Genomic DNA, 23,436 nt, shown 5'->3' on the forward strand with positions numbered 1-23,436 from the left:
CGCGGCCGGGCGACGAGCGAAGGGCGGAACGGCCGTGGCGGAAGCGACCGGCGGAGCCGGGCAGACCGGGGCGACGGGGCAGGACGAGGCGGCCGGGCCGCCCCCCGGGGCCGTCGCCCCGGACATCCGGGGAACGGCCCGCGGAACGGCCCCCGTGCCCCTGTCCGTCCTGGACCTGGCCACGGTCGGCAGCGGCCGGACCGCCGCCGAGGCCCTGCGCGCCTCCGCCGCCTTGGCCCGGCTGGCCGAGCGCCGCGGCTACCACCGGTACTGGGTGGCCGAGCACCACTCGATGCCCGGCGTCGCCAGCTCCTCGCCGGCCGTCATCCTGGCCCACCTCGCCGCCCACACCGAGCGCATCCGCCTCGGCTCCGGCGGCGTGATGCTCCCCAACCACGCGCCCCTGGTGATCGCCGAGCAGTTCGGCACCCTGGAGGCCCTCGCCCCCGGCCGCGTCGACCTGGGCCTGGGCCGCGCCCCCGGCACCAACAGCGCCACGGCCGCCGCCCTGCGCCGCGGCCCCGGCGGGCACCTCCCGGACGGCGAGACCGCCGAGGACGGCGCCGAGGGCTTCCCCCGGCAGCTCGGCGACCTGGTCCGCTTCCTGGACGACGACTTCCCCGAGGACCACCCCTACGCCCGCATCCACGCCGTGCCGGGCCCGGTCCAGGGCCCCGGCGCCCGCCCGCCGGTGTGGCTGCTGGGCTCATCCGGGTTCAGCGCGGAACTTGCCGGGCGCCTGGGGCTGCCGTTCGCCTTCGCCCACCACTTCTCCGCCGCGAACACCCTTCCCGCACTGGATCTCTACCGCCGCGCCTTCCGCCCCTCCGCGGTCCTGGACGAGCCCTACGCCCTCATCGGCGTCTCCGCGCTGGCCGCCGAGGACCCGGCCGAGGCCCGCCGCCAGGTCCTCACCGGCGCCCTGGCCATGCTCCGCCTGCGCACCGGCAGGCCCGGCCTGGTCCCCTCCCCGGAAGAGGCGGCGGCCTACCCCTTTTCCCCGCAGGAGACGGCCTTCGTGGACGAGTGGATGGCCAACGTCGTCCACGGCACCCCCGACCAGGTCCGCGAGGGCCTGAACGCCCTGGCCACCCGCACCGGCACCGACGAGCTGATGATCACCGCCAACGTCCACACCCCGGAGATCCGCCACCGCAGCTACGACCTGATCGCCGACGCGTACGGCTTCTGACCCCCGCTCCGGGGCGAAGTGGCGGACGGGGCCGCCCGGGGGCTGTTAGGGTTCCGCCGTTTCGTATCAACGTCCAACGGGGGGAAGCGGCATGGCGCACCGGCCGAGCGTGCCCGCGGATCTCGATCATCCACGGCGCCTGTGGGCCCGGGCCGCGACGCTGGCGATGCTGGCGGCCGTCGGCATCGACGGCGACGAGTATCAGCTGCTGGGGGACGGCGAGTTGCGCTGCGACCACGCGGGCGGCAGCTACTGGTGGCGGCTGACGCTCCCTCAGGGAGGCGACGCCCGGGCCGTGTTCCGCGGGCACGACGCCGACGGCAGCCACGGCCATCTGCGCCGCACGCCCGTCGACTTCCTGGCCGGCGGCCCGCGCTGGCTGCCCTGGGAGGAGCTGCGCGAGGAGCAGAACGGCCTGACGCTGGGCTTCGTCTACTGGTGGCAGGACGGCTCCTGGGGCCGCGCCCCCTACCCCGAGGACCTGGTGGACGACGGGCTCGAGCTGTCCGCGGGCTGGGTCAGCGGCGACGGCGCGCTGACCGAGCAGCTGTGGGAGGCGGCCGACGAGGGCGAGAACGTGGACGGCGCGCTCGCCGCGTTCCTGGACCGGGCCCAGGCCCGCACGGTGGACGCCGAGGCGGTGCGCGCCCTGCTCGCCTCCTTCTCCCCGGCCGAGCCGCCCAAGCCGCAGGCCGTGGACGCCGCCCTGGAGGTCGCCGCCCGCGCGGCCCTGACCCCGTAACGCCCGAGGCAACGGCCGCCTCGGCCACGGGCGTTCGCCCTCCCCCGCCCCCCGTCGGCCGGGGGAGGACGAACGGGCTCCTCAGGACAGGGGGTTGGTCAGGTCGTAGAGCGTGATCCCGTCCACCGTGACCGGGGTGAACGTCTCCCGCACCCACGAACTGATCCGCTCCCCGGGCGAGTCGGGGTCACCCGCGCTCGGCCCCATCAGTACCGGCGTCGCGGCCTCGGCCCCGCCCCCGACCGGGACCGCCACCAGGGACCCGGGCCCGCCGCCCGAGTCCACGAACCAGTGGATCTCCCCGGCCCGCACCAGCTCCCGGAACCGCTCGAACGTCGGCGAGGGATCGGTGCCGTTGAAGCCGCCGATGGGCATCACCGGCTCCCGCGTGGCCAGTTGGTAGCCGGAGGCCACCTGCGAGCCCACCGAGGCAGCCACCCACGTGTAGGCGTCGGCGTCCTCCTCCAGCAGCGCGGCCAGTTCCTCGCTCGGGCGGCTGGCGTCCAGCAGCCCGCCGCCCGCGCCGCCCCCGACCCGCTGGTTGCCCCCGTACATCGCGGGCCCGCCGCCCGGGGTGGGCGCGCCGCCCGGCGCGCCCCCGTCCTTGCCGCCCGGCCGCGGCCCGCCCGGTCCCCCCGGCGCGGCGCCCGGCCCCAGGCGTTCCATCAGGCCTGGGCCGCCCAGTGCGCCCGCCGCCGGGGGACCGGCGACCGGGATCGAGCCCTGGTCCGGGTTGGCCACCGCCTCGGCGGCGAAGGCCGCGGGCCCGGCCAGCCCCGCGAGCAGGGCCGCCCCCGCCGTCCCGGCCGCCAGCCGCCCGGCCCACCGGGCCCCGGCGACCCGGGGCAGCAGTGGCAGCAGCAGACCGAGGACGGCCGCCGCGCCCGCCGCCGCCACGGCGTACCGCAGCCAAGGGGCCCAGTCCGGCGAGCGGTTGAGCAGCACGAACGCCCACCACGCGGTCAGCGCGGTCGCGGCGGCCAGGGTCAGGGCGGCGGCCGGGTGCGCGCGCCGCCGCCACAGCACCGCGCAGCCCATGGCCACCACCGCGGCGACCCCCGGCACCAGCGCGACGGTGTAGTACTCGTGGTAGATGCCGCGCATGTAGCTGAACACCAGCCAGTGGGTCAGCAGCCAGCCGCCCCAGAGCACGAACCCGGCGCGCAGCGGCGAAGTGCGCGGGGCGCGCAGCGTCAGCCACAGCCCGGCGGTGAGCAGCAGCAGCGCGGCCGGCAGCAGCCAGGCGGCCTGCCCGCCCGAGGAGGCGTCGAAGAGGCGGCCGATGCCGGTCGCCCCCCAGCCGCCCGAGGAGGTGATCTCCCCGCCCGGGCCGACGACGATCATCCCTCCGCCGTCGCCCCCGCCGCCCCCGCCGCCCCCGCTGCCTCCGCCGCCCACGCTTCCGGGCTCCTCGCCGTTGAGCCGGCCCAGGCCGTTGTAGCCGAAGGTCAGCTCCAGCACGCTGTTCTCCTGCGAGCCCCCGATGTAGGGACGGGAGTTCTCCGGCCACAGCTCGACCAGGGCCACCCACCACCCGGCGGAGACCAGCAACGCCAGGCCGCCCAGCAGGAGCTGCCCGGTGCGGCGCAGCAACCCGCCCGGCCCGCACAGCAGGAAGACCACGGCCAGCGCCGGCAGCACCAGGAACGCCTGGAGCATCTTCGTCAGGAACCCGAACCCCACGCAGGCCCCCGCCAGCACCAGCCACCGGCCGCGCCCGTCCTCCACGGCGCGCAGCACGGCCCAGGCGGCGAGCACCATCAGCAGTACCAGCAGCGCGTCGGGGTTGTTGTAGCGGAACATCAGTGCCGTCACGGGCGTCAGCGCGAACGCGGCGGCGGCCAGCAGCCCGGCCGCCGGCCCGAGTCCGGCGGGGGCGTCCCCGCCCGGCCCCCCGAAGGGCAGGCGGCGCACCGAGGCGTACAGCAGCCCGGCCGTCGCCGCGCCCATCAGGGCCTGGGGGACCAGCAGGCTCCAGGTGTTGAGCCCGAAGAGGCGCGCGGAGAGCGCCATCACCCACAGGGAGGCGGGCGTCTTGTCCACGGTGATGGAGTTGGCCGCGTCGGAGGAGCCGAAGAGGAACGCCTTCCAGCTCTCCGTCGCGGCCTGCACGGCGGCGGAGTAGTAGGCGTTGCCCCAGCCGGCCGCGCCGAGGTTGACCACGTACAGCAGCGCGGTCAGGACCAGCAGGCCCACCAGGGCCGGGCGGACCCACGCGGGATCCTCGGGACGCCCGCGCCACAGGCGGCGCAGTGGCGCGGCGTCGTCGCGCGCTGCCGCGTTCGCGGCGGCGGGAACGGGGATGGCGCTCATGGTCGGGGATTCCTCGGGTCGGTGACGGGATCGGTCGGGTCAGGGGTCCGGGGTCGCGGCGGAACGTCCGCCGTGGCCGGGTCCGGGTGAACGTCCGCGGTGGCCGGCGATCGCTCAACGGCCGTGCCCGCGACGGGCGTTGACCCCTGCGGTGCGGGAGCGCGGCGGAAGACCCACGCCCGGAAGAGCAGGAAGCGGGCCAGCGTCGCCGCGAGGTTCGCCGCGATGAGGGCGGTCAGCTCCACGGCCCGCCCCGGCGTCGCGTCCAGCGCGTGGAGCGCCGCGAGCGCGCCGCTGGTCAGGGCCAGGCCCAGCAGGAAGACCGCCAGCCCCTGCGCCTGGTGCCGCGCCGCTCCGGCCCGCCCCCGCACGCCGAACGTCAGCCGCCGGTTGGCGGCCGTGTTCCCCAGCGCCGTGCACAGCAGCGCCAGGGCGTTCGCCGCCTGCGGCCCGGCCGGGCCGCGCAGTGCCACGTACAGCAGCAGGTACGCGACCGTGCTCAGCGCGCCGACCGCGCAGAACCGCGCGAGCTGCGCCCCGAGCCCCGGCGGCACCCCGGCAGGTCCGGCCGCCCGGTCCCCGTCGCGGCGCAGCGCCGCGAGCGGCACCCGGCCGCGCGCCAGGGCCCGGCCGAGCCGGGCGATGCCGCGCAGGTCGGCCAGCGCCGTGGCCAGGATGTCCACCCGGCTGTCCGGGTCGTCCACCCAGTCCACCGGCACCTCGTGGATGCGCAGCCCGGCCCGCTCCGCGACCACCAGCATCTCCGTGTCGAAGAACCAGCCGGTGTCCTGCGTCATCGGCAGCAGCCGCTCGGCGACGTCCTTGCGGATCGCCTTGAAGCCGCACTGCGCGTCGGAGAAGCGGGTGGCGAGCGTGGTGCGCAGCAGGAGGTTGTAGGCGCGCGAGATCACCTCGCGCTTCGGGCCGCGCACCACCCGGGAGCCGGGGGAGAGGCGGGTGCCGATGGCCAGGTCCGAGTGCCCGGAGATCAGCGGCGCCACCAGCGGCAGCAGCGCGGCCAGGTCCGTGGACAGGTCCACGTCCATGTACGCCAGCACGGGCGCCGGGGAGGCGGCCCAGGTGTGCCGCAGGGCCCGGCCGCGCCCCTTCTCGGGCAGGTGAACGGCCGTCACCTCGGGCAGTTCGGCCTGGAGCGCGGCGGCCACCTCGGCCGTGGCGTCGCGGCTGGCGTTGTCCGCGATCGTCACCCGGAAGGGGTAGGGGAACCCGGCGCTGAGGTGGGCGTGGAGTCGGCGCACGCAGGGCTCCAGGTCGCGCTCCTCGTTGTAGACCGGGATCACCACGTCCAGGACGGGACGGCCGCGCGCGGCGGCCACCGGCGTGCGCGCGGGCAGCGCGTCCGGCTGCGCGCCGGGCGCGCGCGGCGTGCGCGGCCCGTGCGGCGTGCGAGGGGTCAGAGTCTCCATGCCGGGTGACCCTCGCGGCGCCGCCTGTCACGCCCGTGTGGCCCGGCTGTGCGAGGGCTGTGAGCGCGGCCCGGCCCCGGCCGTTGGCTCAACGTCCGTGGCGCGGGCGGCCGTTCGTCTGCCGGCCTGCGGGTCGACGTCCGTGTCCGGCCCGGTCGTTGGCTCCTCGGCTATCGGCCAGGTGACCGTGAAGACCGTCCGGCCGGGGACGCTGCCGACCGCGACCGTTCCGCCGTGGGCCGCGACCACGGCCTCCACGATGGCCAGGCCGAGGCCCGTGCTGCCGGCCGCCCGCGAGCGGGAGCCGTCGCCGCGCGCGAACCGTTCGAAGACCGTGGGCAGCACGCGCGGCGGTATGCCGGGGCCGTTGTCCGTCACGCGGATCACGGCCTCCGGCCCGGCGCGCCGCACGGCGGCCGTGACCACCGTGCCCGGCGGCGTGTGGGTGCGGGCGTTCGCCAGCAGGTTGACCAGGACCTGGTGCAGGCGGGCCGGGTCGGCGCGCACCGGCACCGGGTCGTCGGGCAGGTCCAGGCGCCAGTGGTGGCCGGGGCCCGCGGCCCGCGCGTCCCCGACCGCGTCGATGACCAGCGGCGAGAGGTCCACGCGGGCCGGGTCCAGCGGGCGGCCCGCGTCCAGCCGGGCGAGCAGCAGCAGATCCTCCACCAGCGCGGTCATCCGCGTGGCCTCCGCCTCCACGCGCCGCAGCGCGTGCGCCGCGTCCGGCGGGATCTCCTCGCGCCCGCGCCGGGTCAGCTCGGCGTAGCCGCGGATGGAGGCCAGCGGCGTGCGCAGCTCGTGGCTGGCGTCCGCCACGAACCGCCGCACCCGCGTCTCGCTGGCCTGCCGGGCGGCGAGGGCGGCGGACACGTGGCCGAGCAGGCGGTTGAGGGAGGCGCCGACCTGGCCGACCTCGGTGCGCGGGTCGGTGTCGGCGGCCGGAACGCGCTCCAGCGAGCCGACCTCGCCCTGGTGCAGCGTCTGGCCGGAGACGCGCAGGGCCGTCCCGGCGATCCGCCGCAGCGGGCCGAGCGAGAGCCGCACCAGCGGAACGAACGCCGTGCCCGCGGCGATCAGCCCCGCGGCCGAGAGCACCACCTCGATGACGACGACCCGGCTCACGGTGTCCTGGAGCGTGTCCATCGGCACCCCGGTGACCACCGTCTCGCCCGGCGTCCCGGTCCGTACGGCGATCAGCCGGTAGTCGCCCAGGCCCGGCACGGCCCGGGTGTGCGCCGCGCCGTCCACGGGCACGTCGGAAACGGCCCGCGTCTGCGCGTCGGTCAGGCCGCGCAGGGCGGCGTCCGCGAGCACGCCCGCGTCGGTCCGGCCGTCCGGGTGCAGCCGCACGCCCAGGGCGCGCGGGTCCACGCCGGGCCCGCGCAGGAACTCCAGGCCCTCCGGCTCGCCGCCCGGCGCGGGCAGGGGCGAGACGAAGTAGACGACGTCGGGCCCGGCCCGGCGCCCGGCCTCGGCGACCCGCTGGTCGAGCTGGCCCATCAGGAAGGCCCGGATCGTCACCGTGCAGGCGACGGCGATCAGGGCCAGGACGAGGGCGAGCAGCGCGATGGCCGAGGCCGTGAGCCGGGTGCGCAGGGGGCGGGCGGCCCACCACCTCCTCACGGCCCCGTCCTCACGCGGCCGGCTTGAGGACGTAACCCGCGCCGCGCCGCGTGTGGATCATCGGCTCGTGCCCCGCGTCGATCTTCCGCCGCAGGTAGGAGATGTACAGCTCCACGACGTTGGCCTGGCCGCCGAAGTCGTAGGACCACACCCGGTCCAGGATCTGCGCCTTGCTCAGCACGCGGCGCGGGTTGCGCATCAGGTAGCGCAGCAGCTCGAACTCGGTGGCCGTCAGCCGTATCGGCTCGCCCGCGCGGTGCACCTCGTGGCTGTCCTCGTCCAGCGTCAGGTCGCCGACGACCAGCAGCGAATCGGGCCGGGACGAGGCCGCGCCGGAGCGGCGCAGCAGGCCGCGCAGCCGGGCGACGACCTCCTCCAGGCTGAACGGCTTGGTCACGTAGTCGTCCCCGCCCGCCGTCAGCCCCGCGATGCGGTCCTCCACGGCGTCCCGCGCGGTGAGGAACAGCACGGGCGTCTCGGGGCGTTCGGCCCGCAGCCGGTGCAGCACCGTCAGGCCGTCGAGGTCGGGCAGCATCACGTCCAGGACCACCGCGTCCGGCCGGAACGCCCGCGCCGCGCGCAGCGCCCCCGCGCCGTCCCCGGTGGCTCGCACCTCCCAGCCCTCGTAGCGCAGGGCCATGGTCAGCAGGTCGGCCAGGGAGGTCTCGTCGTCCACGACGAGGACGCGCGGGGCGGTTCCGTCGGCGCGGTGCAGGGGGGCGGTCCGCGCCGTCCGCGTGGCGGGCGTGGCGGGCGTTTCCGGTGAGGGGGGCGTCGCCCGTCCGGCGGGGGTTCTCGATGCGGTGGTCGTCATGGGCCCACCCTCCGAGCCCTTCTTTTCGCTTTCCTGAGAGCCGTCTGTGAGTCACCTGAGAAACGGCCCCCCGGGGATCGTCCGTCCGGCCGTTGGCGCTCAGTTGCCGGGGAAGGACACCTTCGTCAGTTCTTCGGAGGTCCGCCAGACGCGTTGGGCGTCCTCGGTGCCGCGCAGGCGGGAGTAGAGCTTCTGTTCGGCGGGCGGGCCTCCGAGGTGTCCGAGTCCGCTCGGCCCGTAGAAGCCGCCGGGCCGGGCTTCGGGGGCCGTCGCGGCGTAGAGGGCGGGGAGCTTCGCGGTCTCGACGGTCCCGAGGAGGATGCCGCGGGCGGACAGGGCGCTGATGAGCCTCCTGCTTCCGGTCTCCGTGTCGCGGCCGACCTCGGGGCGGGCGGCGAGCAGGCTGGTCGGGGCGACCCCGGGGTGGGAGAGGTTGCTCGTGATGCCCCAGCCGTGCGCCTGGCTGAGCCGGTCGAGTTCGAGGCCGAAGAGCCCGAAGGCGATCTTCGACTGGCTGTACGCCTTCATGCCGTCGTAGGAGCGTTCCCAGTTGAGGTCCTGCCAGTTGATGGCACCCCGGTTCGCCGCGATGCTGATCTGCGAGGTCACGCGGGCCCGGCCGGCGCGCAGCAGGGGAAGCAGGTGGGCCACCAGGGCGAAGTGGCCGAGGTGGTTGGTGCCGAACTGAAGCTCGAAGCCGTCGGCGGTCGTCTGACGGTGGGGCGGGGTCATCACCCCGGCGTTGTTGACGAGGATGTGGATCGGGCGGCCTTCCTCGCGCAGAGCGTCGCCGAGGGCTGCGACGGAGGCGAGGGACGACAGGTCGAGGGCGCGGAGCGACACGTCGGCTCCGGGAACCGCCTGCGAGATCCTGGAGGCCGCCGCTTCGCCCTTGCGCGGATTCCGCACGGGCAGGAGCACCTCGGCCCCGGCTGCGGCGAGCCTTGTCGCGAGCCCGAGGCCGATGCCGTCGCTGGCTCCGGTGACGAGTGCGCGCCGCCCGGTCAGATCGGGCACGGTGATGTCGATGGTCTTGCGCGGCATGCGCTCCTCCTGGAGTCCTGTGCGTGAGCCGTCGGCGCTGCGAGGGGGCCGACGGGTGCCTCGACTCAATGTATGCGACGATCACAATGTATGCAATGATGACAATGTATGCGGTGCTCGGACTAGGCTGTGGACATGAAGAAGCGCCCCTACCACCACGGAGACCTCCGCGCCGCCCTGCTGGAACGGGCGGAGCAAACGCTGCGTGAACGAGGGTCGGGCGCACTGTCACTCCGGGAACTGGCCCGCGATCTCGGCGTGAGCCCCGGAGCGCCCAGCCGCCACTTCAAGTCCAAGCAGGCGCTGCTGGACGCGCTGGCCCTGGAGGGCTTCGAGCGGCTTCTTGAGACCATCGCGGCCTCCCAGGACGGCGCGGGCCGGACATTCGGCGAGCGCCTGAACGCCATGGCCCGGGCCTACGTGGGCTTCTCCCTGGCGAACGCCGCGCTGCTCGACCTGATGTTCTCGGCCAAGCACAGCCCGGAGGCATCGGAGGCGCTGGAAGTGGCCGCGCACCGGTGGGTCGAGCAGAGCCTGGAACTGGTCAGCACCGGGCAGCGCCAAGGTGAGGTGCGCGAGGGGCCGCTGGACCGTATCGCGCTGACCGTGTTCGCGCCCCTGCACGGGTACGTCGGCCTGGCGGTGAGCGGCGCCCCGCTGCCCGGGCCGGACCGGCGCGGACTCGACGACGTCATCGCGTCCATCATTCGCGGGTGCGCGCCGGACTGATGCGCCTGCGCGCCTTCGGCCCGGCCGTGCACGGCTTCCTCGACACCATCCGCGAGGGGCACCCGGACGCGCCGCTGCTCGTCGTCTCCGCGCTGTACTGCCCGCTGCACGAGGAGACCCCGGGCCCGGCCGCCTTCGACCTCGCGGCGCTGGCGGAGGGACGGCTGGGATACCGGGCCACCGGCGACCCGGCCGAAGTCGCCGCCGGGAAGCTGACGTTGACCGTCGTGCGCGAGGAGCTGTCCCGCATCGTGCGGGAACGGGCGGCCGGCGACCCGCACTTGGGTTACCTCGACGGCCGAGAGCTGTACGGCGAGGCCGACTTCGCCGACCTCCCGCTTCCGGACGGCCTCCACCTCAACACCGCCGCCCACCGCCGCGTCGGCGAACGCTTCGCCGCCCTGGCGTTCGGCCCGGGCGGCCTGCTGACGGCTCCGGCCGCCTGAGCCCCCTCGCCCAGGGCGTCGCGTTCCGCGTCCGTCCCGCGCGCCGGGTCCCGCGTCCGCCTCCGGCCTCGCGCCCGGCGTCGCGCACCCGTCCCCGGCGTCGTCACCGCGCCCGCAGCGACTCCAGCAGCCGCGCCAGCACACCCCACGTCTCCTCCAGTGGCGCGGCCCCCTCCTTCCCGTTCGCCAGCCACAGCGCGGCCTCGTTCATCGCCCCGGACAGCAGCCGGGTCAGCGGCTCCACCGGCTGCTCCACGATCACGCCCCCGGCCACCAACGCGCCCAGCGCGTCCGCCAGATGGCGCGCCGAGTGCGCCTCGTCCAGGGCCCGCCAGGCGTGCCAGCCCAGCACGGCCGGGCCATCCACGAGCATGATCCGCTGCACCCCGGGCGCGGTCGCCGCCACCAGGAACTCCCGGCATCCGGCGAGCAGTTGGTCCCAGCCCTCCGCGCGCCGCCCCGCCGCCGCGGCCACCCGGTCCCCGATCTCCCGCTGCACCTCCTCCAGCACGGCCCGGAACAGCTCCGCCTTCCCCTCGAAGTGGTGGTAGAGCGCGCCCTTGGTGACCCCGGCCGCGCCCACGATCTCCGGCAGCCCCACCGCCGCGTAGCCGCGCTCCGCGAACAGCCGCCGCGCCTCCCGCACCAGCGCCTGCCGCGTCGCCGCGCGCTGCCGCGCCCGCACGCCCTGCGTCATCCCGCCGCTCCCCACTCGCGTTGACATACCGATGGTACGCGAATAGCCTGCCTCGCGTGAGTTCACATACCGACGGTACGCGAAAGGTTCCCGCCGTGCTGACCAGCTTCTATCCCGTGATCTGCTCCCGCCGTCTCGCCGCGTCGCGGGACTTCTACACCGGCCTGCTCGGCTTCGAGGTGACCTTCGAGGCCGACTGGTACGTCAGCCTCCGCCGCCCCGGCCCGCCCGACTACGAGCTGGCCCTCCTCGACCACACCCACCCGACCCTCCCCGCCGCCTACCGCGCCCCCGTGCGCGGACTGCTGCTGAACCTGGAGGTCACGGACGTGGACGCCGAGTGGGACCGCCTCGTCACCCGCGCCGGCCTCACCCCCGAACTCCCCCTGCGCACCGAGGACTTCGGGCAGCGGCACTTCATCGTGGCCGACCCGGACGGCGTGCTGATCGACGTCATCACCCCGACCGAGCCGACCCCGGAGTTCGCCGCCCAGTACGCCACCTGACGGCCCGCTGGGCGCCGTCAGCCCGACGAACCCCCCGCGAGACCGACCCCCACGACCACGAGCGCCAGCACCCCCACCCCGACCCACCCCAGCACGATCCCCGCCACGGCCATCCCGTCCCCGCTCTCGTACCGCTCCCTGATCTGCCGGCGCGCGATGTACCCGAAGATCAGCGCGAGGATGCTGCCGATCCAGTACACCCACACGATCCCCAGCACGAGCGCGGCCACCGCCATCCCATTCACCCGCCGGGGCGGTGGCCCGTAGTAGGAGGGGTACGGCGGCGGATAACCGGACGGCGGCGTGACCATGTGTCCCTCCTCGTTTTCCACCCCCTCACCCTCCCACCCCTCCCGGGGAGGGGTCCCGGCCCCCGCCGCGGCTAGGCTGGCCACTCGCGCACCAGGCGCCCTCAGGGCAGTAAGCAAACTCCGCACCACCCCGCCTGAACCCGTAGCTCAGGCACTCCGCTCCCCGCCCGCGCGGGGCCGTGCCCCGCCCCGTTCCGGCGCCCCGGCCGGGGTCGATTGCCGTGCGCGTGCGGCGTTGGCCAAGGCGCGGGCGGCTAGCCCTCAGCGGAGAGCGTCCAGTGCCTTGACGATCAGGGCTCGGGCGTCCGCTCCGTACACGGCGAGCGCGCGGAGTTCGGCGAAGGCCCTGACGTAGAGGTCGACTTCGGAAGGCTGCGTGACCGTCACCCGGGCCGTGAGCAGTTCGACGGCCGCGAGGCGGTCGTCGTAGACGTGGAAAGCCTCCAGCGGCCGGATCGGCCTGGCGGGCAGGCCGGTCGGGATGATGCCGAGGGAGACCGCCGGGAGCGCGCCCGCGGTGAGGAGGCGGCCGAGCTGAGCCGCCATCGCGTCCGCGTCGCCGAGGCGGTAGTGCAGCACGGGCTCCTCGATGAGGAGAGTGACCCGGCGGCCGGGGCGGTGGATCACGAGGGAGCGCTCCACCCGGGCGCGGGCGGCGGGCCCAGCGTCGTCGGGGGCGCCGTGGAAGCGGGCGACGCCGGCCAGGAGCGCGGCGGCGTAGCCCTCGGTCTGCACCAGGCCCGGGACGATGCGCGAGGAGTAGATCCGGAAGGTCGTCGTGCTGGCGAACAGGTCGTTGTGGCTCTCCTGAAGGCGGCGCAGGCCGCCCCGCATCGTGCGTCGCCACTCGGTGTACAGGGACTGGGCGTTGCGGGAGGCGGCGACGAGGTCCTCCGCCTGGTCCTCGGCGCCGCAGGCGCGGCACCACAGCCGGATGTCCGCCGCGGAGGGGGTGCTGCGGGCGTTCTCGACGCGGGAGGTCTTCGCGTGGTGCCAGCCGCAATGGCCTGCCAGCCCGACGACCGTCAGCCCCGCGTCGAGGCGCAACTCCCTCAGACGGCGCCCGACTTCGGCGCGGGCGGCCTGGGCTGCTGACGAGGGTGACGTGGGCATCGCGCCGACCGGCCGGTTCAGATCTCGTACTTCTCGTGCGGGGTGGCGCGGGACCACACGGCCTCGAAGGCCTGCGCGCAGAGCGCCGCGACCGCGGGGTCGTCGGTGACGTCGTGGCCGGTGAGGTGCCCGTCGCCGTCGAAGTACCCGAAGCGCACCAGGCGTTCGTCGAACAGCCAGAAGTCCGCGTCGGGAAGCGCCAGGTCCGCGGCGTGGTCCCGGGGCAGCCAGCGCACGTCCTCGCCGGCGGCGAGGTTCGCCGGAGTGCCGGCGTGCTCGAACCGGACGTACTCGCTGACCGGCTCGGAAACGATCCGGGCCCGGCGCACGGTCACGCCGCGGGCGACCGTTCGGCGCACGAGGCCCACCCAGTCGCGCCAGTAGGGCGAGTCCGGGGCGGACCGGCGGCCGGTCGCCCGCCACGTCGCCATCTCCTCGCTCTCCGGGGCGACCGCGTAGACGTCGCGCGCCTCCAGGTGCACGGCCGTCCGTTCGGCGGCGGCGAACAGGTCAGAGATCGGGGGAAGGGGCGGGCTGGGCGAGGGCATCGAGCGCCTTCCTGATGACCGGGGCCATGCGGGCGGGGACCCTGATGATCGTCTCGTGGCCGGGAACGCCGTGGGCGTGGCCGGGGGCGGTGCCTCCTTCGGCGTAGCAGCGGTCCGCCTCCTCCGGGGTGGCCGTCCACCCCTGGAGCAGTAACTCCCCGCGGTCGGTGTCCACCCAGGCGGTCGGACTGTCGGCCTGCTCGCTCTCGGGGTCGATCCCGACGAATACCAGGGGCACGTCGTCCTCCTCGGTCCGTGGTGTGCGCGTCTGTGCGGAACTCTTCTGGCAGGGCTGTGACCTGGTCAAGGGCGCATCGGGCGTGCGCCGGGCGTGAAGGATTCATTCGCACAACGCTGCACATCGCTGGCTGGCCGGGGCGTCGGCTCCCTACCGTCCTGAAGCGGAGATTTCGGGCCGGCCGAGGAGGCGAGCGGATGACGAGCGGTGCGCTGCCCGCGTGGTTGCCGACGGCGGATCAGGGGGTGCGGATGCTGCCCTGCCATCGGTGGTGGGACGCCGTCCGGCTGCCGGGGTTCGTCGGGCAGCCGGTTCTCGCCGGCCTGCGGCGGGTGCGGGGGCCGGTCATCGAGGATCAGATGGCGGACACGTATACCTGGCTGGTGCCCATCGGCGCGGCGGACGGCTGGGAGGCGATCGGCGCGCACGTCCTGAACTACGGCCTCATCCCGGTGCCGCCCGCGCGGTTCGACGCCGGGGCCTGGACGGCGGGGGCGGCCATCCGCTGGCTCGCGCCCCCTAACGGCCCGCGCCTGGCCGAGCCGGGCCCGTTGCGGGCGGCGATCCTCGCGGAGTACAGGGGCCCGGGCCGCGCGTGAGTCCCCGCCGCGCGCCCCCGCTCGCGCCCCACGACCACTACCCGGGCAAGGAAGGAGCAGGAACCATGGCAGGCGGAGAACACGAGGAGGTCAACGGCTACGACGTGGCCGGGCAGGAGATCATCACCCCGGCCGAGCCGCCTCAACAGGAGCCCCCGGAGCAGGACGATCAGCAGGATGGCCACTAACCCGGTCGACCCCGAACAGCCGCCGCGCATCGAGGACATGTTCCACAGACCACTGCTCGACGCGGCCCCCGAACGGCCGACATGCGCACGGCACCCGGGCACACGCCCCCGCCGGGTGCTGCGCGCGGCGTGGATCTGCCCGGCGTGCGTCCGCGCAACCGCCGCCGACGAGTGAAACGCGGCTGCCGCCACGCACCGGCGCCCGCCGAGTCGTTGCTCCCCGCACGCGCGGGGATGACCTCCGGCGGCGGGCCGCCGTGAGCCGTGCGCGCGATGACCCCCGCGCGTGCGGGGTCATGCCCTGTTCGAAGACCCGCTCCCCGGTCAGCAGCCTTGCTCCCCACACGTGCGGGGTTATTCCCCGGCGTGGGTGTTCTGGTCGGGTGCATGCGGGCTGCTCCCCGCGCTTGCCGGGGCGTTCCCCACACCCGACTGGCCGGGGGCAGCCCCTGGGGCGGCCTCCCGCGCGTGCGGGGATGCTGCCTGGCAGGGCGGCCCCCCGAGCGCGCGCGCAGATGTCTGCCCCGCGTCCGGGCGTTGGGCCGTCGTGAGGAGGTGGGAGCCGGCGGCCAGCAGGTCGGGGAAGGACTCGGCCATGCGGGCCGCGGCCAGGGCCGAGGCGAAGAGGGGAGTGCCGGTCAGGGATTGGCTGTTGAGGCGTTCGGTCGCGCGGAGCAGGCTCCAGGCCGGGCCCTCGACGCCGGTGACCTCGACGTTCTCGAAGTGGGCGGTGGTGACCTCCTCGCGTAGCTGCTCGCCGGTGTGGAAGTAGGCCGTGGTGAAGGACTTCTTCCCGTCGTGAACGCCGGACTCCAGGATCGCGCCGATGCTCTCGCGGACGTCCTCGCGGTGCAGGTGCGCGAGCGCGGTGTGCTCGAACAGGCTCGCGTACCGGTTGATCGCCGCGGCGGCGAGAAGGCCGCCGGGGCGCAGCACGCGGAACGCTTCGCCCAGGGCCCGGCGGCGGCCCTCCGCGTCGAGGTGGTAGAGCGGGCCCAGGAGCAGGACCACGTCGAAGGAGGCGTCGGCGGCGGCGAGTTGGCGCGCGTCCCCCAAGGCGGCCGTGCAGCCGGGTACCTGCCGGGCCTGTTCGACATGCCGGGGGACCGGGTCGACCAGGTGCACGCCGTAGCCGTCCTCGATCAGCCACCGGGCGTGCGTTCCCGGCCCGCCACCAACGTCCAGAACAGCGGCGGGCGGAGCGGGCAGGCGCCGCCGCAGCAGCTCCTGGGTCCGGATCAGCTCCAACTGCCCGTCGGCGGAGGCCGTCAGCCGGTCGGCTTCGGTGATCTTCTCGGTGTAGAAGGCCAGGATTTCGGGCGCGATCTCCATGCGACGCATTCTGTCCGCCCGCCAGGGCGGTCGACAGGGCCGAAACGGTAACGTGACCGGTTAACCTGACCACCTGGGAAGAGAGCCATGGCGAAGCTGAAGTATGAGCAGATCGCGGACAGTTTGCGAGAGCGGATCACGAACGGCGAGTTCGCCCCTGGCCAGTTGCTGCCATCCGGCCGTGATCTCTGCGAGCAGTGGGGCGTCTCGCGCGCGACCGTGGTCAAGGCCATGGACGTCCTGCGCGCGGACGGCGTCGTGGTGGCCCGGCAGGGCTCGGGCTTCACCGTGGTGGAGGTGCCGGTCGCGCGACCGGCCGGCCGCCGTGGCCGCAGCGCCCGAGCCTTGGGCGCCCACCCGTTCAGGCGGCTCGGCCGGCCCACGATGGCACAGCCGCCCGAGCATGTCGCCGAGGCGCTGGAACTGCGCTCGGGCGACGTCGCGTTGCGGCGCGACCGGCTCGTTCTGCTGGACGACGGCTCGCCGTTGACCCTGGTGATCGCCTGGTTCCCGCCGGACATCGCCAAGGCGTGCTCGCGCCTGGCGGGCGAAGCGCCGCTGGCGGAGGGGACCACGGCGTACGTGGCCCGTACCACGGGCCGGTCTCCTGTGCGCGGCACGGACGTCTGCACGGTGCGGCTCGCGACCTCCGAGGAAGCGGAGGTACTCGGTCTCTCGACGCCGGCGGCTGTCGCCGTCGTTCTGCACCACGCCGTGGACGCGGACGGACGGCCCCTGGTGTGCGAGGAGGGCGTCACCCCCGGGGCCACGTGGGAATTCACGGACAGCTACCCGATGGGGTCGTAGTGTCACGCAACTCTTGACTGGACCGGTTAACCGGTCCAGTGTATGAGGCGTCGTCATCGATACCTCGCACGAAGTGAGTTGCCATGCACGAAGTTCCAGATTGGGTCCCCACCGACCGGCAGGGCGCTCGGCCGCTGCTTCCCGGTCGGTACTGGGACGCGGTCGAGGTGACAACGCGGGTCGCCGCCATGACCTTGGCACGGCTCCAGGCCCACTGCCCGCCGCGGTCCGGGGCCGTGCTGGGCGTCCCGGGTGATGGGTCGAAGCCGGGGCTCGCCTCCTGGCTGTGGTTCGTACGCCCGGGGGATGCCGAAGGATGGCGGGCCCCGGTGGGAGATCGCGTGCTGCCCCCCGGAGAGGAGGTCCTCCTGCCGCCGGCGGGCTGGACTACCGCCCCGGGCACTCACTGGCTCGGCTCCATCCCTGCCGGGCGGTTCACGATGGCCAGGCACCTGGCGGCGGCTCTGGACGCCGTGGGCCGCCGGGAGGCGACCCGTGCCTGAACGACTCGTACGCGTGGACCTGATCGCCAACCGCCTGCCGTACGCCGCCGCGACGGGGATGGTGCACGTCCCGGTGGCCGTCCATGGCCTGCCGGCCACGGTCGATGCCGACATCACGCTCTGCCGCGCCGAAGCACGGTGGCTGGTCGAGAAGTTGACGCAGGTACTCGGGGAGCAGGGCGAGAGGGAGCGTGAGTGATGGGGTCAGGGGAGGGCGAGGGGCGAGGCGTGGAGAGGAAGGTGCCGGTCGCCGTAGTCGTGTCGTTGACGGTGGACGCGCGGTCCGTGCGGCGCGGCGATGAGGTGATGGTGGGCGGCGTGCCCTGGCGCGTGCGGGACATCGTCGGGGCCCCGGCCGGGTGCAAGTGGCTGGAGTTCGAGAGCGGCGAGCGGATGCTGATGCGGCCGTACACGGCGTTCTACGCCAGCCGCTGGCGTTGCTCCCGGTGAGACTCGTCGGTCGCGTCGCCGTCGATGTGGCGGCGGTCGGACGCGGACTCTCGCTCGCCGCGAGATGGGCCGAGGGTCCAGCGCTCCGAAGTGTGATGGAGGCACCAGGCGGCCTCGGTAAAGTGAGCAAAGTCCGCCACGACGCCGCGTGGCCCCTCAGGTCAGACGCTCTGCTCCCCGCGTGTGCGGGGTTGTTCCCCGCGGGCAGGTGGAATGCGTGTCGGGGCTGAACTGCTCCCCGCACCTGCGGGGTCGCGTTCCGCAGAGTTCGAGCGGAACGCGAAGGAGCCGGGCGCCGCGGTCAACGCCAGCCGTTGGCGTTACCCCGGTGCGGCCCGTCAGGGGCCGGAGGCGTTGAGGGGGCGAGGCTTCGTGCAGGAGAGGGCCGCGTGGGCCGATTCGCGGAGGGCCGTGAGCAGGGGGTGGGTGCGGCGGTGGGGGAGCCAGGCGAGGGCTGAGGTGCAGGGGGAGAGGTCGGTGACCGGGAGGTAGGCGACACCGGGGCGGGGGTAGAGGCGGCGGGCCGCCGCGGGGAGGAAGCTCATGGCCGGCCCGCGGGCGACTGTGTGGAGCAGGGACTCGACGTCCGTGGCCACGGGGCCGAAGAGAGGGGAGGCGCCGTCCGGGCGGGGGGCGACCGTCCAGAAGTCGCGCCAGCCGGGCGGGCTTCCCTCGGGGAGGTCGATGACCGGGCGGTCGGCGAGCTGGGCCAGGGTCAGGGGCGAACCGGCGGCCAGGGGGTCGTTCGCCGCCAGGCAGGCGACGCGCGGCTCGGTGGCCAGGTGCAGCGTCTGGACGCCCGGCGGGAGCGGCGGGCGCAGGAACGCCGCGTCCACGTCGCCGTTGGCCAGCGCGTCGATCTGGTCGGCGAAGTCCAGGCCGCGCATCTCGATGCCGATGCGCGGGTGCCGCTCGTTCAACGCGCTGAGCACGGCGTGCGTATACGGCATCGACGCCTCCGCCCCGATGAAGCCGAGCACGAGGTGGCCGCGCACCTCGCGGGCGAACGTCTCCGCCCGGCGGCGCAGCCGCGCCACGGCATCGACGACCTCCCTGGCCTCGGGCAGCAACGCCCGCCCCGCCGCCGTCAGCGTCACGGCGCGGCTGGTGCGGTCGATCAGGAGCATGCCCAGGCGCTCCTCCAGGGCGCGGATCTGCTGGCTGAGCGCGGGCTGGGTCATGAACAGCCGCGCGGCGGCCCGGCCGAAGTGCGCCTCCTCGGCGAGCGCGAGGAACAGCCGGAGCTGGTGCGTGCTCGGCTCCCGCCGGGCGCCCGGGGCGGGCGAGGGTAACGCGGGGACTGGATCAAGGCTCATAGGGTCCAGGTTATCGATCCGGTCGCGAAGCGGATGGCGAGGGGACTGCCGCCGCGACGCCGCGCCGCGCAGGATCGGGGAGTGGCGGGGGAAGTCCAAGGCATCGCGTGCGCAAAGCGGTTGGCGCGCGCGGTTGAAGCGGTGGGCCTTCGCCCCGTCCTCGTCACCTCGGATTCGCGCGCCCCGCGGGCGCGCCCTGAGAAGGGGGAACCTCTCGATGATCAGCCGTCACCTGAACAAGTCCGCCGGCCTGTTGGCCGCCGCCGTCCTGGCCGTCCTCGCCACCTTCTCCGGCGCCTCCCCGGCCGAGGCCGCCGCCGGCTCCGACCACCTCAACAGGGGCGAGCGCCTCAACCGCGGCGAGCGCATCTGGAACGTCACGGGCGGCGTCAACGACGTGGAGTTCATCCTGCTCAACGACGGCAACCTGGTGCTGCGCAACTACGGCCCCCTGGGCACCCACACCTGCTGGTCCAGCGGGACGGCGGGTCGCGGCGGCGCCTACGCGATCTACCAGCACGACGGCAACCTCGTGATCTACACCGGCGACAACCGCCCCGTGTGGTCCAGCGGCACGGTCGGCTCCCGCGGCGAGACCACCAACATCACCACGTTCGGCGAGGTCTGGGTCGGCTACACCGCCCTGACCGGCTATTGCGCCTGACGGCGCCCCACGCGGCCGGGGAGAGCGTCACCTCCCCGGCCGCAGCCGTGACCGCGGCGTCGAACGTCCGGTCCACGGGCGGGCGTTGAGCGGCCCCGTCCGCCTCAGACGGGGGTGTCGAAGACGGCCGTGACCGGGGCGTGGTCGCTTCAGCGGGCCCCGTGGGTCGCGGCCCGCTCGACGTACGCCCTGACCGCGGGGGCGGCGGCGACGCCACTCCGGCCGGCTCCCAGGCGAGCCCGCGATGTTCGAGGAACACCGTACTTTCACAACCGGCGCGGCTCCTTCCCGTCATTTGTCAGCGTCAATTGACGCTGACCGCCGATCCCTTGACGTGGCGACGACACCCCGCGCCGGCGGTCGCGCAGACCGAGAGGAAGCTTCATGGTGAAACGCGAACGCGTGCACGGACAGAAGCGCAGACGCATACGCGCCGCCCTGGCCGGCGGCGCCGGGGCCGCCGCGCTGGCGGCCGGGCTGCTGGCCCCGGCCGCCACGCCCCAGGCCGCCGCCCTGGCCGGAGGCGGCGGGGCAGCGGCCGGCGGGCCGCTCACCGAGGTGACGCTGCTGACCGGGGACCGGGTCCTCGTCGACGAGGACGGCGCCGTCGCGGAGGTCCGCCCCGCGCCCGGCCGGGAGGACATCCCGGTGCAGACGACGACCGCGGGCGGCGTCAGCCTCGCCGTCCCCGCCGACGCGATCCCGCTGCTCGCGGACGGAACGCTGGACCAGCGGCTGTTCGACGTGACGGAGCTGAGCCGCGACGCCTACCACGACGCCGGGGGCCTGCCCGTCATCGTCCGCTACGAGGACAACGCGCGCCGGCAGGCGTCCGCGCGGAGCGAGCTGCGCTCCGCCGCCGGCGACGGGGCCGGGACGACCGAGCTGGTCTCGGTGGGCGGCGAGGCGCTCACCGTCTCCCCCGAGAACGCACCGGAGGTCTGGGAGGCGCTGACCGGCGGCCGGGCCGGGGACGGCGACGCGGCCCCGGCGGCGGCCGACGGCATCGCCTCCGTGACCCTGGACGGCGTCTCCACCCCCGCCCTCGACGTCAGCGTCCCGCAGATCGGCGCCCCCGCCGCGTGGGAGGAGGGCTACGACGGGACCGGCACCGTGATCGCCGTGCTGGACACCGGCGTTGACGCGGAGCACCCGGACCTGGCCGGCCGCGTGATCGAGGAGCGCAACTTCTCCGGCGCGCCCACCGCCCACGATACCTACGGCCACGGCACCCATGTCGCCTCCATCGCCGCCGGGTCGGGGGCCCGTTCCGACGGGCGGCTCAGAGGCGTCGCCCCCGGGGCCCGGCTGCTGAGCGGCCGGGTGTTCGAGGACAGCGGCATCGCCTACGACTCGAACCTCATCGCGGCCATGGAGTGGGCCGTGGAGCGGGGCGCCGACGTGGTCAACCTCAGCCTGGGCCGGGAAGCCGTGGCGGAGGGCGATCCTGTGGAGGAGGCTGTCAACGCCCTCTCCGCCCAGTCGGACACGCTGTTCGTCGGCTCCGCGGGCAACGAGGGCGACGACGGAACCATCAGCAGTCCGGGCAGCGCGGACGCCGCGCTCTCGGTGGGTGCCGTGGACAGCACGGGCGCCCTCACCCTGTTCTCCTCCCGGGGGCCCCTGCCCCGGTCCGGCACGGTCAAGCCCGACGTCACGGCCCCCGGCATGGACATCGCCGCCGCGAGTGCCGAGGGCTCGGTGCTCGCCGAAGCCTCCCCCTCCGCCGGTGAGGGGTACATCGCCGTCTCGGGCACCTCCATGTCCGCCCCGCACGCCGCCGGCGCCGCCGCCCTCGTCGCGCAGGCGCACCCCGACTGGGACGGGAAGCGCATCAAGGCCGCCCTCACCGGCTCGGCCCGGCCCTCCCGTGAGCTGAGCGCCCACGAGCAGGGCGCCGGCCTGATCGACGTGTCCGCCGCCGTCGGCCAGACCGTCGTGGCCGAGCCCGTCTCCCTCGACTTCGGCCGGCTGACCCTGCCGCCGCGCGCGGGCGACGAGCCGGTCGCCCGGGAGCTGACCTACCGCAACACCTCGGCCGAGGACGTCACCCTGAACCTGGCCGCCACCGTCACCGGCCCCGGGGGCGTCGACGCGCCCGAGGGCCTGTTCACCCTGGGGGCGAGCGAGGTGACCGTCCCGGCCGGCGGCACCGCCGCCGTTCCCGTCACCGCGCATCCCGGGCGGGCCGAGAACACGCGGGGCGCGTTCAGCCTCTACGTGAACGCCACGGGTCCCGGCGGCCTGTCCGTCACCACGGCGGGGGCGCTGTGGCAGGAGCCGGAGGAGCACGAGGTCACCTTCGACATCCTCACCCGCGACGGCGCCGCCGCCCAGGGGCGGCTGTCCGTCTACAGCCTCGACACTGGCGCCGTGCCCACGACGCTGTTCGTCACGGGGGGACGCCAGACGCTGCGGCTGCCCGAGGGCACCTACCTGGTGGAGTCCGCCGTGGACGCCCTGGCGGACGACGGCACCACACTCGGCCTCGACTGGCTGCTGCACCCCGCCTTCGTGGTGACGGGCGACACCACGCTGACCCTCGACCCGGACGACGCCCGGGACGTGGTCATGACCGGGCCGGACAGCGAGGCGCGGAACACGGCCGTCTCCGGGCACTTCCGCGTGAATACCGAGGGCATCTACGGGTTCGCCACGCAGGTGGAGAGGCATCCCCAGGACGGCGGCATCCGCACCGGGTTCATCGGCGAGGTCGGCCCCCGCTCCACCCTCACCAGCCAGCTCGTGTCCCTGTGGGAGCGCGGGAACCGCCACTACTACCTCGCCGACCGGCAGGAGGGCGCGTTCTACGACGGGCACACCCAGCACACGACCGCCGGCGAGCTGGCGCGGATCGACGCGCGCCTCGCGAGTTCGGCGGCGGGCCAGTGGGGGCACATGGCCGCCCAACTGGAGGACGGCGGCATCACCGACGCGATCGGGGCCGACCTGCCGCACACCGCCCAGGTCCACGTCCAGGCGGGCGCCGGGGCGTGGAGCCTGTCCTTCCGCCGCGGATTCGACGCCACCGGCACCGAGTTCCCGGACGTCGTCCAGTACGACGAGCTGACCGAGTACCGGGCGGGCCGCGCCTACCGGGAGACCTTCAACGCCGCCGTGTTCGGGCCCGCGCTCCGGCCGGGCGGCACGGAGGGCGTCGTCCGCACCGGCCACCTGATCCACGGCCCGGTCGGCCTGTTCTCGGACGGCGCCGGGCACGACGGGTCCAGCGCGGTGGAGAGCGTGACCAGCACGCTCTACCGCGACGGCGAACTGTACGCCCGCCGGGAGTCCGACTACCCGTCCCGGACCGCCTTCCGGGTGCCGCCCGCGGAGGCCGAGTACCGGCTCGTGACCACCGCCGTGCGCCGGGCGGACGTGGACGTGCTCACCACCTCCGTCACCACGGAGCACACCTTCACCTCGGCCTACGCGGGCGAGGCGGCGGCCCTGCTCCCGGCGAGCGCGGTGCGCTTCGCCCCGGACCTGGCCGGGAACGGAACGGCCCCCGGCGGGCGCGCGATCCGGGTCCCGGTGACGGTGCAGGGCTCCGCCGCGGCGCCGGACCTGGCCTCCCTGGCCGTCTCGGTGTCCTTCGACGGGGGCGCGTCCTGGCGGAGCGCCGCCGTGCGCGACGGCGCGGTGCGGGTGACGAACCCCGCCGCCGGCGGCTCCGTCTCCTTCCGCGCGGAGGTGGTGGACCGGCAGGGCAACGCCACGACGCAGACGATCATCGACGCGTACCGCACGTCGTGACCCGCCGGCGCTGACCCGCGAGCGCTGCCCCCGGCGGCGTGCGGGCGTCCGGTGGCGCGCGCCCGTCCATCGGCGCGT

25 protein-coding genes and 1 pseudogene are annotated in these 23,436 nt (G+C 74.9%); 14 read left to right on the top strand and 12 right to left on the bottom strand.

Annotation, left to right across the window (positions count from 1 at the left end; genetic code table 11):
* The first annotated feature begins 124 nt into the window (after window positions 1-124).
* Both RM780_RS19120 and RM780_RS19125 read left to right on the top strand, forming a co-directional pair.
* Window positions 125-1,192: an LLM class flavin-dependent oxidoreductase gene (locus RM780_RS19120; protein WP_311632057.1), complete on the top strand. Its 1,068-nt coding sequence runs from the start codon at window positions 125-127 to the stop codon at window positions 1,190-1,192.
* 91 nt (window positions 1,193-1,283) lie between these two features.
* Complete coding sequence (locus tag RM780_RS19125) at window positions 1,284-1,934, top strand: hypothetical protein (protein WP_311632008.1); 651 nt, start codon at window positions 1,284-1,286, stop codon at window positions 1,932-1,934.
* A gap of 81 nt (window positions 1,935-2,015) precedes the next feature.
* Here the strand turns inward: RM780_RS19125 and RM780_RS19130 are convergent, their stop codons facing one another.
* The 5 genes from RM780_RS19130 to RM780_RS19150 all read right to left on the bottom strand — a co-directional run bounded on the left by RM780_RS19130 (window position 2,016) and on the right by RM780_RS19150 (window position 9,155).
* Entirely contained in the window at window positions 2,016-4,247 is a 2,232-nt protein-coding gene (locus RM780_RS19130; RefSeq protein WP_311632009.1) for an ArnT family glycosyltransferase, read from the bottom strand.
* Entirely contained in the window at window positions 4,244-5,674 is a 1,431-nt protein-coding gene (locus tag RM780_RS19135) for a bifunctional glycosyltransferase family 2/GtrA family protein (RefSeq protein ID WP_311632010.1), read from the bottom strand. The genes RM780_RS19130 and RM780_RS19135 overlap by 4 nt, the downstream gene beginning before the upstream one ends.
* A gap of 27 nt (window positions 5,675-5,701) precedes the next feature.
* Window positions 5,702-7,297 carry a sensor histidine kinase gene (locus RM780_RS19140; protein ID WP_311632011.1) on the bottom strand — a complete coding sequence of 532 codons (1,596 nt, stop codon included), beginning with the start codon at window positions 7,295-7,297 and terminating at the stop codon, window positions 5,702-5,704.
* A gap of 10 nt (window positions 7,298-7,307) precedes the next feature.
* Window positions 7,308-8,111, bottom strand: a complete 804-nt coding sequence (locus RM780_RS19145; RefSeq protein WP_311632012.1) for a response regulator transcription factor — start codon at window positions 8,109-8,111, stop codon at window positions 7,308-7,310.
* Between the two features lie 99 nt (window positions 8,112-8,210).
* Window positions 8,211-9,155: an SDR family oxidoreductase gene (locus RM780_RS19150; RefSeq protein WP_311632013.1), complete on the bottom strand. Its 945-nt coding sequence runs from the start codon at window positions 9,153-9,155 to the stop codon at window positions 8,211-8,213.
* Between the two features lie 135 nt (window positions 9,156-9,290).
* Between RM780_RS19150 and RM780_RS19155 the strand changes: the two genes are divergently transcribed.
* The gene (locus RM780_RS19155) at window positions 9,291-9,884 is read left to right on the top strand and encodes a TetR/AcrR family transcriptional regulator (RefSeq protein WP_311632014.1); all 594 of its coding nucleotides are present in this window, start codon (window positions 9,291-9,293) and stop codon (window positions 9,882-9,884) included.
* Window positions 9,869-10,330: pseudogene (locus RM780_RS19160) on the top strand (lipase); the annotation flags it as partial. The gene RM780_RS19155 and the pseudogene RM780_RS19160, both read left to right, overlap by 16 nt.
* A 103-nt stretch (window positions 10,331-10,433) precedes the next feature.
* Here the strand turns inward: RM780_RS19160 and RM780_RS19165 are convergent.
* Complete coding sequence (locus RM780_RS19165) at window positions 10,434-11,027, bottom strand: TetR/AcrR family transcriptional regulator (RefSeq protein WP_311632058.1); 594 nt, start codon at window positions 11,025-11,027, stop codon at window positions 10,434-10,436.
* A gap of 56 nt (window positions 11,028-11,083) precedes the next feature.
* On the opposite strand from RM780_RS19165, the gene RM780_RS19170 reads away from it, so the two are divergent.
* Window positions 11,084-11,533: a VOC family protein gene (locus RM780_RS19170; RefSeq protein ID WP_311632015.1), complete on the top strand. Its 450-nt coding sequence runs from the start codon at window positions 11,084-11,086 to the stop codon at window positions 11,531-11,533.
* Window positions 11,534-11,550: 17 nt separating this feature from the next.
* On the opposite strand, the gene RM780_RS19175 is transcribed toward RM780_RS19170, so the two are convergent.
* The 4 genes from RM780_RS19175 to RM780_RS19190 form a co-directional block, all read right to left on the bottom strand.
* Window positions 11,551-11,844: a DUF4190 domain-containing protein gene (locus tag RM780_RS19175; protein ID WP_311632016.1), complete on the bottom strand. Its 294-nt coding sequence runs from the start codon at window positions 11,842-11,844 to the stop codon at window positions 11,551-11,553.
* A gap of 261 nt (window positions 11,845-12,105) precedes the next feature.
* Window positions 12,106-12,957 (bottom strand): helix-turn-helix domain-containing protein, encoded by an 852-nt coding sequence (locus RM780_RS19180; protein ID WP_311632017.1) that lies wholly within the window; start codon window positions 12,955-12,957, stop codon window positions 12,106-12,108.
* A gap of 17 nt (window positions 12,958-12,974) precedes the next feature.
* Window positions 12,975-13,505 carry a DUF6879 family protein gene (locus RM780_RS19185; protein WP_311632018.1) on the bottom strand — a complete coding sequence of 177 codons (531 nt, stop codon included), beginning with the start codon at window positions 13,503-13,505 and terminating at the stop codon, window positions 12,975-12,977.
* A complete protein-coding gene (locus RM780_RS19190; RefSeq protein ID WP_311632019.1) occupies window positions 13,468-13,743 on the bottom strand; it encodes a hypothetical protein in 276 nt (91 codons plus the stop codon). Before RM780_RS19190 ends, RM780_RS19185 begins: the two co-directional genes overlap by 38 nt.
* A gap of 197 nt (window positions 13,744-13,940) precedes the next feature.
* On the opposite strand from RM780_RS19190, the gene RM780_RS19195 reads away from it, so the two are divergent.
* From RM780_RS19195 to RM780_RS19205, 3 genes are all read left to right on the top strand, one after another.
* Window positions 13,941-14,342: a hypothetical protein gene (locus tag RM780_RS19195; protein WP_311632020.1), complete on the top strand. Its 402-nt coding sequence runs from the start codon at window positions 13,941-13,943 to the stop codon at window positions 14,340-14,342.
* A 65-nt stretch (window positions 14,343-14,407) separates the two neighbouring features.
* Entirely contained in the window at window positions 14,408-14,530 is a 123-nt protein-coding gene (locus RM780_RS19200; RefSeq protein ID WP_311632021.1) for a hypothetical protein, read from the top strand.
* Window positions 14,520-14,705 (top strand): hypothetical protein, encoded by a 186-nt coding sequence (locus RM780_RS19205; protein ID WP_311632022.1) that lies wholly within the window; start codon window positions 14,520-14,522, stop codon window positions 14,703-14,705. Before RM780_RS19200 ends, RM780_RS19205 begins: the two co-directional genes overlap by 11 nt.
* Before the next feature lie 179 nt (window positions 14,706-14,884).
* On the opposite strand, the gene RM780_RS19210 is transcribed toward RM780_RS19205, so the two are convergent.
* Complete coding sequence (locus RM780_RS19210) at window positions 14,885-15,862, bottom strand: class I SAM-dependent methyltransferase (protein ID WP_311632023.1); 978 nt, start codon at window positions 15,860-15,862, stop codon at window positions 14,885-14,887.
* Between the two features lie 87 nt (window positions 15,863-15,949).
* Between RM780_RS19210 and RM780_RS19215 the strand changes: the two genes are divergently transcribed.
* From RM780_RS19215 to RM780_RS19230, 4 genes are all read left to right on the top strand, one after another.
* Complete coding sequence (locus tag RM780_RS19215; protein WP_311632024.1) at window positions 15,950-16,669, top strand: GntR family transcriptional regulator; 720 nt, start codon at window positions 15,950-15,952, stop codon at window positions 16,667-16,669.
* A gap of 341 nt (window positions 16,670-17,010) precedes the next feature.
* Window positions 17,011-17,172 (top strand): hypothetical protein, encoded by a 162-nt coding sequence (locus tag RM780_RS19220; RefSeq protein ID WP_311632025.1) that lies wholly within the window; start codon window positions 17,011-17,013, stop codon window positions 17,170-17,172.
* Window positions 17,165-17,371 carry a hypothetical protein gene (locus RM780_RS19225; RefSeq protein ID WP_311632026.1) on the top strand — a complete coding sequence of 69 codons (207 nt, stop codon included), beginning with the start codon at window positions 17,165-17,167 and terminating at the stop codon, window positions 17,369-17,371. The genes RM780_RS19220 and RM780_RS19225 overlap by 8 nt, the downstream gene beginning before the upstream one ends.
* Before the next feature lie 41 nt (window positions 17,372-17,412).
* Window positions 17,413-17,622, top strand: coding sequence for a hypothetical protein (locus RM780_RS19230; RefSeq protein WP_311632027.1), 210 nt, complete (start codon window positions 17,413-17,415; stop codon window positions 17,620-17,622).
* A 338-nt stretch (window positions 17,623-17,960) separates the two neighbouring features.
* Here RM780_RS19230 and RM780_RS19235 read toward each other — a convergent pair whose 3' ends face one another.
* Entirely contained in the window at window positions 17,961-18,938 is a 978-nt protein-coding gene (locus RM780_RS19235) for a LysR family transcriptional regulator (protein WP_311632028.1), read from the bottom strand.
* Window positions 18,939-19,155: 217 nt separating this feature from the next.
* Here RM780_RS19235 and RM780_RS19240 point away from each other — a divergent pair, with 217 nt between their 5' ends.
* Both RM780_RS19240 and RM780_RS19245 read left to right on the top strand, forming a co-directional pair.
* Window positions 19,156-19,602, top strand: a complete 447-nt coding sequence (locus tag RM780_RS19240) for a hypothetical protein (RefSeq protein ID WP_311632029.1) — start codon at window positions 19,156-19,158, stop codon at window positions 19,600-19,602.
* Window positions 19,603-19,986: 384 nt separating this feature from the next.
* Window positions 19,987-23,358 (top strand): S8 family serine peptidase, encoded by a 3,372-nt coding sequence (locus RM780_RS19245; protein ID WP_311632030.1) that lies wholly within the window; start codon window positions 19,987-19,989, stop codon window positions 23,356-23,358.
* Window positions 23,359-23,436: the final 78 nt, after the last annotated feature.

The organism is Streptomyces boetiae (assembly GCF_031845405.1).
GTDB classification, from domain to species: Bacteria; Actinomycetota; Actinomycetes; order Streptomycetales; family Streptomycetaceae; genus Streptomyces; species Streptomyces boetiae.

Excerpts from the sequence above, each read along its gene's own strand:
- RM780_RS19125 (WP_311632008.1), top strand. The coding sequence starts at position 1,284 with ATGGCGCACCGGCCGAGCGTGCCCGCGGATCTCGATCATCCACGGCGC.
- RM780_RS19130 (WP_311632009.1), bottom strand. The coding sequence starts at position 4,247 with ATGAGCGCCATCCCCGTTCCCGCCGCCGCGAACGCGGCAGCGCGCGAC.
- RM780_RS19135 (WP_311632010.1), bottom strand. The coding sequence starts at position 5,674 with ATGGAGACTCTGACCCCTCGCACGCCGCACGGGCCGCGCACGCCGCGC.
- RM780_RS19145 (WP_311632012.1), bottom strand. The coding sequence starts at position 8,111 with ATGACGACCACCGCATCGAGAACCCCCGCCGGACGGGCGACGCCCCCC.
- RM780_RS19150 (WP_311632013.1), bottom strand. The coding sequence starts at position 9,155 with ATGCCGCGCAAGACCATCGACATCACCGTGCCCGATCTGACCGGGCGG.
- RM780_RS19155 (WP_311632014.1), top strand. The coding sequence starts at position 9,291 with ATGAAGAAGCGCCCCTACCACCACGGAGACCTCCGCGCCGCCCTGCTG.
- RM780_RS19165 (WP_311632058.1), bottom strand. The coding sequence starts at position 11,027 with ATGACGCAGGGCGTGCGGGCGCGGCAGCGCGCGGCGACGCGGCAGGCG.
- RM780_RS19175 (WP_311632016.1), bottom strand. The coding sequence starts at position 11,844 with ATGGTCACGCCGCCGTCCGGTTATCCGCCGCCGTACCCCTCCTACTAC.
- RM780_RS19180 (WP_311632017.1), bottom strand. The coding sequence starts at position 12,957 with ATGCCCACGTCACCCTCGTCAGCAGCCCAGGCCGCCCGCGCCGAAGTC.
- RM780_RS19185 (WP_311632018.1), bottom strand. The coding sequence starts at position 13,505 with ATGCCCTCGCCCAGCCCGCCCCTTCCCCCGATCTCTGACCTGTTCGCC.
- RM780_RS19195 (WP_311632020.1), top strand. The coding sequence starts at position 13,941 with ATGACGAGCGGTGCGCTGCCCGCGTGGTTGCCGACGGCGGATCAGGGG.
- RM780_RS19200 (WP_311632021.1), top strand. The coding sequence starts at position 14,408 with ATGGCAGGCGGAGAACACGAGGAGGTCAACGGCTACGACGTGGCCGGG.
- RM780_RS19205 (WP_311632022.1), top strand. The coding sequence starts at position 14,520 with ATGGCCACTAACCCGGTCGACCCCGAACAGCCGCCGCGCATCGAGGAC.
- RM780_RS19210 (WP_311632023.1), bottom strand. The coding sequence starts at position 15,862 with ATGGAGATCGCGCCCGAAATCCTGGCCTTCTACACCGAGAAGATCACC.
- RM780_RS19215 (WP_311632024.1), top strand. The coding sequence starts at position 15,950 with ATGGCGAAGCTGAAGTATGAGCAGATCGCGGACAGTTTGCGAGAGCGG.
- RM780_RS19235 (WP_311632028.1), bottom strand. The coding sequence starts at position 18,938 with ATGAGCCTTGATCCAGTCCCCGCGTTACCCTCGCCCGCCCCGGGCGCC.
- RM780_RS19240 (WP_311632029.1), top strand. The coding sequence starts at position 19,156 with ATGATCAGCCGTCACCTGAACAAGTCCGCCGGCCTGTTGGCCGCCGCC.
- RM780_RS19245 (WP_311632030.1), top strand. The coding sequence starts at position 19,987 with ATGGTGAAACGCGAACGCGTGCACGGACAGAAGCGCAGACGCATACGC.